General features: G+C 72.8%; 11 protein-coding genes. 6 read left to right on the plus strand and 5 right to left on the minus strand.

The features are described 5' to 3' along the window. Window positions 1–84: 84 nt before the first annotated feature. Entirely contained in the window at window positions 85–1,677 is a 1,593-nt protein-coding gene (locus ACFZBU_RS30980; protein ID WP_391586999.1) for an amidohydrolase, read from the minus strand. Next, on the minus strand, window positions 1,674–3,176 hold the full coding sequence (locus ACFZBU_RS30985; protein ID WP_391587000.1) for an APC family permease: 1,503 nt from the start codon (window positions 3,174–3,176) through the stop codon (window positions 1,674–1,676). The genes ACFZBU_RS30980 and ACFZBU_RS30985 overlap by 4 nt, the downstream gene beginning before the upstream one ends. A gap of 215 nt (window positions 3,177–3,391) precedes the next feature. On the opposite strand from ACFZBU_RS30985, the gene ACFZBU_RS30990 reads away from it, so the two are divergent. The 4 genes from ACFZBU_RS30990 (at window position 3,392) to ACFZBU_RS31005 (ending at window position 8,029) form a co-directional block, all read left to right on the plus strand. Then, on the plus strand, window positions 3,392–4,009 hold the full coding sequence (locus tag ACFZBU_RS30990) for a TetR/AcrR family transcriptional regulator C-terminal domain-containing protein (protein WP_391587001.1): 618 nt from the start codon (window positions 3,392–3,394) through the stop codon (window positions 4,007–4,009). 137 nt (window positions 4,010–4,146) lie between these two features. Next, window positions 4,147–5,016 carry an urease subunit gamma gene (gene ureA, locus ACFZBU_RS30995; RefSeq protein WP_391587002.1) on the plus strand — a complete coding sequence of 290 codons (870 nt, stop codon included), beginning with the start codon at window positions 4,147–4,149 and terminating at the stop codon, window positions 5,014–5,016. A gap of 20 nt (window positions 5,017–5,036) precedes the next feature. Further along, the gene (locus ACFZBU_RS31000; RefSeq protein ID WP_391587153.1) at window positions 5,037–6,710 is read left to right on the plus strand and encodes an urease subunit alpha; all 1,674 of its coding nucleotides are present in this window, start codon (window positions 5,037–5,039) and stop codon (window positions 6,708–6,710) included. A 284-nt stretch (window positions 6,711–6,994) separates the two neighbouring features. Beyond that, a complete protein-coding gene (locus tag ACFZBU_RS31005) occupies window positions 6,995–8,029 on the plus strand; it encodes an agmatine/peptidylarginine deiminase (protein WP_391587003.1) in 1,035 nt (344 codons plus the stop codon). 154 nt (window positions 8,030–8,183) lie between these two features. Here the strand turns inward: ACFZBU_RS31005 and ACFZBU_RS31010 are convergent, their stop codons facing one another. Together ACFZBU_RS31010 and ACFZBU_RS31015 are read right to left on the minus strand one after the other, a co-directional pair. Continuing rightward, window positions 8,184–8,717, minus strand: coding sequence for a hypothetical protein (locus tag ACFZBU_RS31010; protein WP_391587004.1), 534 nt, complete (start codon window positions 8,715–8,717; stop codon window positions 8,184–8,186). A 203-nt stretch (window positions 8,718–8,920) separates the two neighbouring features. Beyond that, window positions 8,921–9,241 carry a 4a-hydroxytetrahydrobiopterin dehydratase gene (locus tag ACFZBU_RS31015; RefSeq protein ID WP_391587005.1) on the minus strand — a complete coding sequence of 107 codons (321 nt, stop codon included), beginning with the start codon at window positions 9,239–9,241 and terminating at the stop codon, window positions 8,921–8,923. Between the two features lie 133 nt (window positions 9,242–9,374). Here ACFZBU_RS31015 and ACFZBU_RS31020 point away from each other — a divergent pair, with 133 nt between their 5' ends. Both ACFZBU_RS31020 and ACFZBU_RS31025 read left to right on the plus strand, forming a co-directional pair. Further along, window positions 9,375–10,118, plus strand: a complete 744-nt coding sequence (locus tag ACFZBU_RS31020; protein ID WP_391587006.1) for a TetR/AcrR family transcriptional regulator — start codon at window positions 9,375–9,377, stop codon at window positions 10,116–10,118. 51 nt (window positions 10,119–10,169) lie between these two features. After that, window positions 10,170–10,859, plus strand: a complete 690-nt coding sequence (locus tag ACFZBU_RS31025; protein ID WP_391587007.1) for a hypothetical protein — start codon at window positions 10,170–10,172, stop codon at window positions 10,857–10,859. 36 nt (window positions 10,860–10,895) lie between these two features. Here the strand turns inward: ACFZBU_RS31025 and ACFZBU_RS31030 are convergent, their stop codons facing one another. Continuing rightward, the gene (locus ACFZBU_RS31030) at window positions 10,896–12,338 is read right to left on the minus strand and encodes a TerD family protein (RefSeq protein ID WP_391587008.1); all 1,443 of its coding nucleotides are present in this window, start codon (window positions 12,336–12,338) and stop codon (window positions 10,896–10,898) included. Window positions 12,339–12,345 lie beyond the last annotated feature (7 nt).

The raw sequence follows: 12,345 nt of genomic DNA on the forward strand, positions 1-12,345 counted from the left end.
CAGGCCCCGCATCGGGACCGCCACCGGTCCGGCACCGCCGCCCTGTCGGGACCGCGCCGGGTCGACGCGGTCCCGTTCGTGCGGTCAGGCCCGATGTACCACCCGTCCGGCCACCACCGTCGCGGTGACCGGGAGTTGCGGCAGGTCGTCCGGCGGGCAGGTGAGCGGGTCGCCGCCGAACACGGCCAGGTCGGCGTGGCAGCCCACCGCGATCCGGCCGGCCACGGTCTCCTCGCCCACCGAGTACGCCGCCTCCGTGGTGTACCCGGCCAGCGCGCGTCGGGCCGAGATGCCGGCCGAGGCGCCGTACGCCGCGCGGCCGATCTCGCCTGCCGGGCGCCGCAGTTGCGCGCCGGCCAGGGTGCGCCTGGGATCGAACGCGGCGACCGGCCAGTCCGAACCGAGTGCGACGTGGCCACCGGCGGCCAGGATGTCGGCGTAGCGCCAGGCCCGTTCGGCACGCTCCGGGCCGACCCGCCGCGACCAGTTGTCCGAGCCGTCGGGCAGCGACCAGTCCATGTGGGTCGGCTGCATCGAGGCGACCACGTCGAGCGCGGCGAAGCGGGGCACGTCGACGTCGCTCAGCAACTCGGCGTGCTCGACCCGGTGTCGGGTGCCGGACGGTGCGCCGTGCTCGGCGTACACGTCCAGGGCCCGGGCCACCGCCCGGTCGCCGATGGCGTGCGTCCAGGCGGGCAGCCCGGCGCGGCCGGCGATCGCGACCGCCTCGGCGTACCGGTCGAAGTCCTTCCACTGTGAGCTGTGCGACTGGCCGCAGCAGTCCGGTTCGTGCAGCCACGCGCCGCCGCCGTCGATCGCGCCGTCCACGAAGAACTTGACTGCGGTGAGCCGGACCAGCCCGCCCAGGGAGCGCAGTTCGCCGATCCGCTGGGCGAGGTCGTCCACGTCGCCGGGCGGGCACCACGGTGCGAGGTGTACCCGCACGCTCAGCCGCCGTTCGTCGGCCAACCCGGTCAGGGTGTCCACCGTGCGCGGCGCGTCGTCCGGGATGTGTACGCCGGTGACCCCGTGCCGGTTCTGCTCGGCGAACAACGCCTCGACCCGGGACAGGAGTTCGGCGCGCGGCATCGGCGGGACCGCGCGATAGCCCAGGAGGCACGCGGTCATCTCGTGCAACTCGCCGGTGGGGCCGCGCTCGTCGCAGACGATCTCGCTGCGGTCGGCGAACTCGCGCGGCCCGGTGAGTCCGGCGAGCCGCAAGGCCGCCGTGCTCAGCAGCGCGGTGTGGCTGTCCGACATCCACACGAACGCCGGTCGTCCGTCCACGGCGGCGTCGATCAGGTCGCGGTGCATGGTGTGGCCGGCGAACGCCGCGTACTCGCCGCCGAATCCGATCACCCAGTCGTTCGGCCCGCACGGTGCGGCGTGTTCGGCCAGTCGGCGCAGCACCTCGTCCAGGGTGACCGCGCCGACCAGGTTCGCGCCGCGCGTGGTGTCCGCGCCCATCACCGGGTGCTGGTGGCAGTCGGTGAGCCCGGGCGTGAGGGTGTCCCCGTTCGCCTCGATCACCTCGGTGCGCGGCCCGATCAGCGCCCGCGCGTCGGCGCCGAGGGCGACGATCCGCCCGTCCCGCGCGGCGACCGCGTCGGTGTGGGGTCGGTCCCGATCCATCGTCAGGACGTGTGCGTCCAGCACGACGAGGTCGGCGGTGTTCATACATTGCTCCTTACCGGAACGGAGGTCTGCGCTTCGATGCCGCGGTCGCCGAAGCTCTCGCTCACCCGCACCTTGTCCTGCGGGCGTGCGAGCAGCAGGTACAGCACGCCACTGGCGACCACGACGGCGATGCCGAGTACCGCGGCCCAGACCTGGTAGGCGGGCGCGCCGGGCGGGGCGAGGATCTCGCGCGGCCAGGCGATGTTGACGAACTCGAAGGCCAGCCAGGCCACCGCGAGCACGTTCAGCGGGGTGCCCCAGCGGCCGAAGCGCACCAGGCCGCCGGGCGTCCAGGTGCCGCGCAGCCGGGCGATCAGCGCGGCGAGCGCGATCAGCAGGAACTGGAGGTACATCGCGGCGCTGCCGAAGGTGATCAGGCTGCCGATCGCGGCGCTGTTCAGGGCGAGCAGCAGGGCCAGGCAGCTGATCGCGGCGGTGATCACCAGGGCGCCGATGGGTGCCTGCCGGCGGCTCACCCTGCGCAGCGCGCGGGAGCCGGGCAGTACGTCGTCCCGGGAGACCGAGTAGACCGAGCGGGCGGCGGCGGCCTGGGAGGCCAGCGCGCAGGCGACGAACGCGATGATCACCACGACCACGAAGGGTTTGGCCGACCACGAGCCGAACGAGTTCACCACGGCGGTGGTGACCGGGTCGAGGTCCTCGCCGGCGACGACCTTCGCCGGGTCGGGGTGGGCCAGTTCGGCGGCGACCGCGTTCAGCACGACCAGCCCGCCGACGCTGATCAACGTCCACCAGATCGCCTTGGGCACGTGCCGGGCGGCGTCCCTGGTCTCCTCGGAGGAGGACACGCACGCGTCGAAGCCGAAGAACGCCCAGCCGCCGACCGCGAGCGCGGCAAGCATGGCGGAGAAGGTCGAGCCGCCGGAGAGCGCCTCGGCACCCATCGTGTCGGTGAGGATGCCGAAGCCGTTCTCCCGGAAGAGCAGCAGCAGCGCCAGGCCCACCCCGAGCGAGGCGAGCGCCTCGGCCGCGATGCCGGCCGCGAGCACCCAGCGCAGCACGTCGATGCCGAACGCGTTGATCGCGGTGCAACAGATCAGGAAGATCGCGGCCACCACGACGATCCGGCCCGGGGTGGGCCGGGCGTCGAACAGGGCGAAGAACCACGGTGCGCCCAGGTAGACGATCGTGGTGTTGGCGAACACGACCGCGCACATGCCCACCCAGCCGGCGAGCCACGCGTAGGTGGGGCCGACCAGGCGGCGGGCCCACTGGTAGGCGCCGCCGGCGATCGGGTACTGCGAGGCCAGCTCGGAGTACACGCACATCAGCAGCGCCTGGCCGAGCAGACAGATCGGCAGGACCCACACCCACGCCGGGCCGGCGATGGTGGTGCCCACCTGCGCGACGGCGTACAGGCCCACGACGGGCGAGACGGTCGCGAAGCCGATGGCGAGGTTGCCCAGCACGCCGAGACTGCGCTTGAGCTCCTGCTCGTAGCCCAGTTCGCCGAGTTGTTCGGCGTCGTGATCGACCACCGGGGTCGATCCGGGCGGCACCGACGCGGGCGGCGTCGGTGGGCGAGAAGTGCCGTGGTTCATCGGGACCTCGCAACGGGAACGTTAAACTTACTTAGTTAGTTTGAGGACCTTAACCGTCGACCGGGTGTAGGGGAAGAGTCGACTTCGGGCTAGGTTGGCGACGCAGAGTGACCGACGGCGGTGCTCGCGAACGGCACAGAGGTGAACGCACGATGGGTCGACCCAGCCGCCCCAAACTCGACCGCGAACTGATCGCCAGGGCCGCGGTCGAGCTGGTGGACGAGAAGGGTATGGGTGCGCTGACCATGCGGGCGCTGGCCACCCGGCTGGACGTTCGGGGGCCCTCGCTCTACAACCACGTGGCGTCCAAGGACGAGCTGCTCGACGCGATCACCGTGGTGATAACCCGGGAGATCGATCGTGCGCCGCTGGAGGACCCGGACTGGCGGGTCGGTATCGCCGCGTTCGCCCGCGGCTACCGGGCGGCCTACCTGCGCCATCCCGAGGCGCTGCCGGTGATCGCCCGCCGCCCGGTGTCCACCGAGCAGGCGCTGGCCGCGTACGACGCCACCGCGCGCACCCTGGTCCGGATCGGACTGAGCCCCGCCGAGGCGGCCGAGGTCTCCGCGGCACTGGACTACCTCGTGGTCGGCTCGGTGATCGAGACGTACGTGGAGGGCTTCGCCCGCCCGGTCGAGGACTACCGGGCCGACTATCCCTCGCTTGCCGAATCGCTGGCCGCGAGCGACCCCGAGACGCTCGACGAGCGCGGCTTCGAGGCCGGCCTGCGGCTGCTCCTGGACGGGTTGGCGGCGCGCCTGGCCCGCTGAGCCGCCGGACACGCCCCGGCTCCGACGGGTCTCGTCGCGGCCGGGGGACGGGCCGGCCGACACCTCGCGCGAGCGTTGACAGGTGCTATTGAATGGCGTTCAATGCGATTTGAACGCCATTCAATACGGAGGTACGCATGCGGCTGACGCCCACCGAGCGGGACCGGTTGCTGATCTTCACAGCCGCCGAGCTGGCCCGCGCGCGGCGCGCCCGGGGGCTGCTCCTGAACGTGCCCGAGGCCGCCGCGCTGATCGCGGACACCGTGTGCGAGGCGGCTCGGGACGGGGCCCGGCTGGCCGACGCGATCGACGCCGGGCGCTCGGTGCTCGGGGTGACCGACGTGCTGCCCGGGGTCGTGGACGTACTGGCCGATGTCAAGGTCGAGGCGGTGTTCGACGACGCGACCCGGTTGGCGGTGGTGACCGACCCGTTCCGCTCCGGCGAGGGGCTGCCGGCGGGTGCGGGCGAGGTGCACTGCCACGGGCACGGTTCGCGCTCCGGCGCGGTCGCGGCGCCCGTGTCCGGCCCCGGCTCGCTGGGCGACGACGCGCCGGGCGCGGTGATCCCCGGCGGACCGGCGATGGATCCGTACGCGCACGCCGACCTGGCCCGGATCCCGGTCACCAACACCTCCGAGGTGCCGATCAGCGTCACGTCGCACTTCCACTTCTTCGAGACCAACCCGAGGCTGCGCTTCGACCGGGCGATCGGGTACGGGCGCCGACTGGCCATCCCGGCCGGCTCCACGGTGCGCTTCGATCCGGGTGCGACGGTCGAGGTGCGGTTGGTGCCGATCGGCGGGGCGCGCGTGGCGATCGGCTTCGCGGGGCTCGTGGACGGGCCGCTGGACGCGCCGGGCGCGCTGGAGGAGGCACTGCGCAAGGCACACGCGTGCGGATACCTGGGCGCGGAGCCGGGCGGATCGGCGCTCGCCGCCGACGCGGCGACGACCGCGGCCGACGGGGCGTCGGAATCGGGGAACGGCAAGGAAGGTGGCGCCCGGTGAGCGGCGGCAGTGGTGATGTCATGGACCCGCGCGACTACGCGTCCACGTACGGCCCCAGGGCCGGCGACCGGATGCGGCTCGGCGACTCGGGGCTGGTGATCGAGATCGAGCACGACTCGGCGCTGCCCGGCGACGAGTTCCTCGCGGGCTTCGGCAAGACCGCCCGGGACGGGCTGCACCTGAAGGCGATCCCGGTCCGCGACACGTGCGACGTGGTGATCTCCAACGTCGTGGTGATCGACGCGATCCAGGGCATCCGCAAGGTCTCGATCGGCATCCGCGAGGGCCGGATCGCCTCGATCGGCCGCGCGGGCAACCCCGATACACAGGACGGCGTCGAGGTGGTGGTCGGCACCGGGACCACGATCGTCAGCGGCGAGGGGCTGATCGCCACGGCCGGTGCCATCGACACCCACGTGCACCTGCTGTCGCCGCGGATCATGGAGGCATCGCTGGCCTCCGGGGTGACCACGATCGTCGGCCAGGAGTTCGGACCGGTGTGGGGCGTCGGGGTGAACTCGCCCTGGGCGCTGCGGCACGCGTTCTCCGCGTTCGACGCATGGCCGGTCAACATCGCCTTCCTGGCCCGGGGTTCGTCCTCGGGCCGCGGGCCGCTGGACGAGGCGCTGATCGAGGGCGGCGCGTCCGGCTTCAAGGTGCACGAGGACATGGGCGCGCACGCCCGGGCCCTGGACACCGCACTGCGGGTGGCCGAAGACCACGACGTCCAGGTCGCGTTGCACACCGACGGCCTCAACGAATGCCTGTCCGTGGACGACACGCTGTCCGTGCTGGACGGGCGGACCATCCACGCGTACCACATCGAGGGGTGCGGCGGCGGGCACGTGCCGAACGTGATGCGGATGGCCGGGGTGGCCAACGTGATCGGCTCCTCGACCAATCCCACGCTGCCGTTCGGCCGCGACGCCCTGGGCGAGCACTTCGGCATGATCGTGTCCGCACACGGCCTCAAGACCGACCTGCCGGGCGACGCCGCGATGGCGCGCGACCGGATCCGGGCGGGCACGATGGGAGCCGAGGACGTGCTGCACGACCTCGGGGTCATCCCGATCACGTCCTCCGACGCGCAGGGCATGGGCCGCGCGGGCGAGACCGTGCGACGCACCTTCGCGATGGCCGGGAAGATGAAGCTCGAACGCGGCGCCGAGCACGAACGGCACGACAACGAACGGGTCAAGCGCTACATCGCCAAGCTCACCATCAACCCGGCGATCGCGCACGGTCTGGCGCACGAGGTCGGCTCGATCGAGGTCGGCAAGATGGCCGACCTGGTGTTGTGGCACCCACAGTGGTTCGGCGCCAAGCCGCAACTCGTGCTCAAGAGCGGGTTCCCGGCCTACGGCGTGGTCGGCGACCCGAACGCATCCACCGACAACTGCGAACCGCTGGTCCTGGGCCCGCAGTTCGGCGCCCACGGCGCGGCGCCGGCGGAACTGTCGGTGGCCTTCACCTCGCAGGCGGCGGCAGCCACCGGCGGCGACCTGATGCCGACCCGCCGGCGCCGGGTGGGCGTTCGCGGCACCCGGGGGATCGGCCCGGCGTCGATGATCCACAACAACCGCCTGGCGGAGGTCCGGGTCGCCGCGGACACCGGAATGGTGACGATGGACGGCGAACCGGTGATGTCGCAGGCCGCCGAATCGGTGTCGCTGAACCGCCTGTACTTCCTGTGACGCTCGCGAACTCTCGTGATATTCACGAATTTTCGTGGCACCTGCGAATTCTCTCGTAGTACCTGCGAGCCTTTGTGACATCTGTAACCTTCGCGAGATTTGAGCACTCTCGTGAAGCTTGCGAACCTCCGTTGAAACCAGTCCGTTTCCCGCTGTGCCCGCGCGCCCACGGTGCGCCCGGGCACGTCCCGCAGTCCGCGCGGCGGGTCTCCCGCACTCCCCGGTCGGCCCCCGGCCGCCCGCCGGCAGGCCCGCCGCGGATTCGAGTCCGAAGGATTTCCGAGATGACGAACACCCCGGCCGCAGACGGCTTTTCGATGCCGGCGGAGTGGGTTCCGCACGAGCGCACCTGGATGGCCTGGCCCAGCCGCAACGAGACCTTCGGCGAGGAGGACCTGCACACCGCGCGGACCGCGTGGGGCCGGGTGGCCGAGACGATCGCCCGCTACGAGCCGGTGACGCTGATCACCGACGTCGGCGAGTCGGACACCGTGGCGCGGTACGTCGGCCGGCCGCTCACCGTGCTGGAACGCCCGCTCGACGACGCCTGGATGCGCGACATCGGCCCGACGTTCCTGACCGGCGGACGGGGCGAACTGGCCGCCGCCGACTGGATCTTCAACGGCTGGGGCGCCCAGGAGTGGGCCTCCTGGGAGCACGACCGAAACATCGCCGAGCAGGTGATCGAGGTGGCCGGCGCCCGGCGCTACGCGTCGCGGATGGTCAACGAGGGCGGCGGCATCCATGTCGACGGCGAGGGCACGGTGTTGATCACCGAGACCGTGCAACTCGACCGGGGCCGCAACCCCGGCTGGACCAGGGAGCAGGTCGAGGACGAACTGAAGGCGTTCCTCGGCGTGCGGAAGGTGATCTGGCTGCCGCGCGGACTGACCCGCGACTACGGGCTGTACGGCACCCGGGGGCACATCGACATCGTCGCGTCCTTCGCCCGCCCGGGTCTGGTCCTGGCCCACGTACAGCCCGACCCGGCGCACCCGGACCACGAGGTCGGCAAGGAGAACGTGGCGCTGCTGCGCGCCTCCACCGACGCCCGCGGCCGGGCGCTCGAAGTGGTCGAGATCCCGGCGCCGACCGTGCTCGAAGCGCACGACGACTGGGTCGACTTCAGCTACATCAACCACTACGTCGCCAACGGCGCGGTGATCCTGTGCGCGTTCGACGACCCGCGCGACGAGGAGAACGCCGCGACCTTCGGCAAGCTCTTCCCCGGCCGCACGATCGAACTCGTGGACGCCCGCGACATCTTCGCCAACGGCGGCGGCATCCACTGCATCACCCAGCAGCAGCCGAAGGTGTGAGGGCGGGCGGGGCGGCCGGCCTGTCACCGCCTGCGCCTGCGCCGACGGGCGTCCGGGGCGCGGCCGCCGGTCGGGCGCGCGGGCCGTACGCCCGTGGTCGGTCGGGTATCCGGGCGGAGCCGCGGCGTGGCTCCGGCGCACCGGCGCCGCATGGTCAGCGGCGCTCGGCGGGGGCGTCGGCGTCGGCGCCGGGGTGGCCGGCGCGGAGCGGCGCGGTCGGCTGTGCGGTGTCGGTGGTGTTCGGGGCGGGGCCCGGGGCCGGTCCGCGTTCGCTCGTGCCGAAGGCGGCGAGCGTGAGCAGCAGGGCGACGAGCGCGACGGCGGTCGCGGTCGGGAGGTACCAACCGGCGTCGACGATGGGTTCGGTGAACGCGGCCAGCACGGCTGTGGTGCCCGCGATCAGCAGGGCGCCGGCGAACGCGGGTATGCCGCGCCGACCGGCGATGGTCGCAACCGCGCCGGCGACCAGGACGAGCAGCAGCACCAGGCCGGCCAGGCCGATCAGGGACGGACCGAAGTCGTCCCCCGTGCAGCCGCGTTGCCCGAAGTCGTCGCACGAACCCCGGGCGGCGGCGCGGATCGCGTACGTCCCGATCAGCCAACCGGCCGAGCCGGCGCCGGCGATCGGGAGAAGCCGGCCGCGGACGGTGGCCGAGACGGGGTGGGACGCCGATGCGTCGGTGCTCATGGTCGGAGGCTAGGCGGCGCGCGGGTCGCCCGGATGAACGGCCAGGAAGCGCCGAGTGAAGGCTGTGTGGCCCGGCGGGCGGGCCGGCGCGGGCTCGGGCGGGCCCGGGCGGCCGACGACGGTCGGCGCGCTTGCGTCCAGGCCGCGTCGCCGCCGCTCCCGGGTGCTCGGATCGGCGGCGGCGGGGTGCGGACGGGGTCGGCTCAGCCCTGGGCGGTGACGCTCTGTGCGTCGTGGGCGGCGGCGAAGGACGCCACCCGGGCGGCGAACTCGACGTCGGTGGCGGTGATCCGGTTGCCCGCGTCGTGGGTGGTCAGGGCGAATGTCAGGGTGCCGTACAGGATGGTGATCCGGGCGTGGTGGTTCGCCTGGTCCTCGGCGGCGGCCACGGTCGCGTAGAACGCGGGCACGTCGGCCCGGGCGCACTTGTAGGTCGCGGTCAGTTCGCCGTCGGCGACCTGCCAGCCCGGCAGATCGGCGAGGGCCTCGGTCAATTCGGCGTCGGTGAGCGGCTGGGGTGCCACGGTGGGTCCTCTCGTCGGGGTGGACGGGCCTCTCGCAAGTATGGCGGCGCCGGTTCGCCGGGCGCGGTATTGAACGACGTTCTAACATGGCGGCAGGCGAGGTCCGCCGTCGAACGAACCAGGGGTGCTGAGCATGGCGGGGACACGGCGCAAGCGGCTGGAACAGCCCAGGGAGGTGGTGCTCCAGGCGGCCATGGGCGCGATCGCCGAGCATGGCCTGGCTCAGCTGACCATGGCCGGCCTGGGCAAGCGGATCGGGATCAGCGGCGGCCACGTGGCGTACTACTTCGGGTCCAAGGAGCAACTCCTCGTGGAGACGCTGCGCTGGAGCGAGCAGGGCTTCGCCGAGCGCCGCCGGGCGCTGCTCGCCGCCGTGGACGTCCCGATCGCCGAGCGGCTCGCCGGCTACATCGACCTCTACCTGCCCGACGAGCGGGCCGACTCGCGGTGGACGTTGTGGCTGGAGGTGTGGACACGCGCACTGGCCGATCCGGAGGTACTGGCCGCGAGCGCGGAGATCGAGGGTCCGTGGATGGCGGACCTGCGCGCGATGATCGGGCCGCACCCGGACCCGGACGGGTACGTGCTGCGGTTGCATGCGTTGCTGGACGGGCTGGCCACCCGGATCGTGATCGGCTCGCCCGGCCCGTCCCGGGCCGAGATGTTGCGGCAGGCGACCGAGTTCGCGCTGCGGGAGGTGTTCGTGGTGGAGGGCCCGGCGGGGTGCGCGGGTCCGGTCCCGAGCGGCGCGGGTGGCCTGGAGGGCGCGGCCGAGTCCGCGGATTCGGACACGGATGCGGGCACCGATGCGACCGCGGATTCGGACACGGATTCGGGTGCGGTCGCGGATTCGGGCGCGAACCACACGAACCGGTGATCAAGGGGTGAATCACCCCCGGTTCTCGGCAGTCGGCTGCATCGTGGGGGCATGAAGTGGTGGCGGAACCCGCGGCAGCGGCTCGGGGTGATCTGCGCGGTCGTCGCGGTGCTGGTGATCGTGGGGCTGGTGCACCGGGACCGCACGGACGACAGCGGATCGGCGGCGGCCGACGGGGTACGGGTCGCGGCCACCGCGGCGGCACCCGCCGGGCCGACGTCGGCAGCACCGCCGACCCGGCGGGCCAAGCCGTCACCGGTGCCGAAGAACGTGCTTCCGGACGTGGTCGGTGTCGATCTGCAACAGGCGTGGGACGGCGCCCGTCGGGCCGGCTACCGATTCGTCACGTCGCACGACGTGAGCGGGCGCGGCCGACGGCAGTTCGTGTACAGCAACTGGAAGGTGTGCGACCAGACTCCCGAGCCGGGGCCGCTGGCCAAGGAACTCCCGGTCGAGCTGGGCGTGGTCCGGCACGACGAGAAGTGCCCGGCCGGCACCGTGCCGACCGACGCCCCCAAGGTGGTCGACGGTCGGATGCCCGAGCTGGTCGGCCGCAGCGTCACCGTCGTGCGCCGGGCGCTGCGTGGTGACGCACACGTCAAGACGGAGGACCTGGGCGGGAGTCGGCTCGTGCTGATCGAGACGCACTGGGTCGTCTGCACCCAGCGCCCGCCCGAGGGGCAACCCGTCGCGGACACGGTGACCGTGGGCGTGGTCAAGTACGGCGAGCGCTGTCCGTGATCCCGCCCGACTCGCCGCACCCGTGCCGGATGGTGGTCAGTGGCCGAGCGCCTCGCGGGCCGGGTCCACCAGCTTGCGCACGGTGCGGCCGTCGGCGAAGCGGCCCAGCGCCGTCATCGACCAGGCCGAGCCCTCCCGGACCAGCTTGCACATCAGCACGCCCGTGCGCGGCTCGGTGGCGGACAGGTCGAAGCGCACCAGTTCGGCGTCGGTGGTGTCGTCGACCAGGCGGCAGAAGGCTCGGGAGACCTCGGTGAACTTCTGTCCCAGGAACGAGTTCACGGTGAACACGAGCCCGGTGACCTGCGGCGGCAGCGCGTCCAGCCGGACCACGATCGACTCGTCGTCGCCCTCGCCCTCGCCGGTCAGGTTGTCGCCGGAGTGCACGATCGCGCCATCCAGACCGGACAGCTTCATGAACCAGACGGTGACGATCTTCTTGCCCTGCGCGTCGAAGGCGATACAGGACGCGTCGAGGTCGATGCTGCTGCCGGCCTTGGCCGGGTCCCAGCCCAGGCCCATCCGGATCCGGGTCAACGGCGGTGCGCCGGTCTTGACCAGCGAGACCGACTGGTCCTTGCGCAGGCTGACCCGGCCCTTGTCGAGGTTGATCGGCCCACCGGTGTGGGTGCCGCCGACCGGGAGCGGGGCGGTGGCCGCCACCGTCGGGGCAGGGGCGGCGGCAGGCGTCGGCGTCGGCGGTGTCTGCGGCGGTGGGACCGGAGTCGGCGTGGGCGGCGGGGTGGGCTGCACGGTCACCGGGCGGCGTGGCACCGGCGGTGGGATCGGCGCGGGCCTGGGCGGTTCGTGCGGGAGCAGCGGGGCAGCGGGCGTGGGCGGCGGACTGTCGGGCGTCGGGGTCTGCGGACGCGTCGAGGCCTGGGTCGGTGCCGCGGCTGCCGGCGCGCTCTGCGGCCGGTCCTGCGGTTGCGGCTGTGTGGGGCGACCGGGGGGCGGGGTCGGCTCGTCGTCGACCGCGACGCCGAAGTCGGTCGCGATGCCCGCGAGTCCGTTGGCGTAGCCCTGGCCGACCGCGCGCACCTTCCACGCGCCGCCGCGCCGGTACAACTCCAGCATCACCAGCGCGGTTTCCCGGCCCAGGCCGTGCGGGGTGAAGGTGACCAGTGCCTCGCCGGAGGCGTCGCGCACGGTCGCGGTGGGCGCTGCCGTCCCGCCGAAGGTGACCGGCGTGCCGGGGCCGTCGTCCAGGCTCAGCGTCACCACGATGGTCTGTACGTCCGCGGGCACCGCCGCGGTGTCCACCTGCACCGCCGCCGGTCGGCCCGGTGCGCCCTCGCGAAGCCGCACGCCGGGGCCGGTCGGCTGGTTGTAGAAGACGAAGTCGGCGTCCGAGCGCACTTTTCCGGAACCGGCGAGCAGCAGCGCCGAGACGTCCACCGGCGCCTCGGAGGCGACCTCCACCAGCACGGCGGCCACCGCCAACGGGCAGTTGCCGCCCTTCGTGAGCGTCACCGACATGCGCACC

It is taken from the genome of Embleya sp. NPDC008237 (genome assembly GCF_042956465.1).
In the GTDB taxonomy this organism is placed as follows: domain Bacteria; phylum Actinomycetota; class Actinomycetes; order Streptomycetales; family Streptomycetaceae; genus Embleya.

Coding starts and splice junctions, on each gene's coding strand:
- ACFZBU_RS30980 (WP_391586999.1), bottom strand. CDS start 1,677: ATGAACACCGCCGACCTCGTCGTGCTGGACGCACACGTCCTGACGATG.
- ACFZBU_RS30990 (WP_391587001.1), top strand. CDS start 3,392: ATGGGTCGACCCAGCCGCCCCAAACTCGACCGCGAACTGATCGCCAGG.
- ureA (WP_391587002.1), top strand. CDS start 4,147: ATGCGGCTGACGCCCACCGAGCGGGACCGGTTGCTGATCTTCACAGCC.
- ACFZBU_RS31000 (WP_391587153.1), top strand. CDS start 5,037: ATGGACCCGCGCGACTACGCGTCCACGTACGGCCCCAGGGCCGGCGAC.
- ACFZBU_RS31005 (WP_391587003.1), top strand. CDS start 6,995: ATGACGAACACCCCGGCCGCAGACGGCTTTTCGATGCCGGCGGAGTGG.
- ACFZBU_RS31010 (WP_391587004.1), bottom strand. CDS start 8,717: ATGAGCACCGACGCATCGGCGTCCCACCCCGTCTCGGCCACCGTCCGC.
- ACFZBU_RS31020 (WP_391587006.1), top strand. CDS start 9,375: ATGGCGGGGACACGGCGCAAGCGGCTGGAACAGCCCAGGGAGGTGGTG.
- ACFZBU_RS31025 (WP_391587007.1), top strand. CDS start 10,170: ATGAAGTGGTGGCGGAACCCGCGGCAGCGGCTCGGGGTGATCTGCGCG.
- ACFZBU_RS31030 (WP_391587008.1), bottom strand. CDS start 12,338: ATGTCGGTGACGCTCACGAAGGGCGGCAACTGCCCGTTGGCGGTGGCC.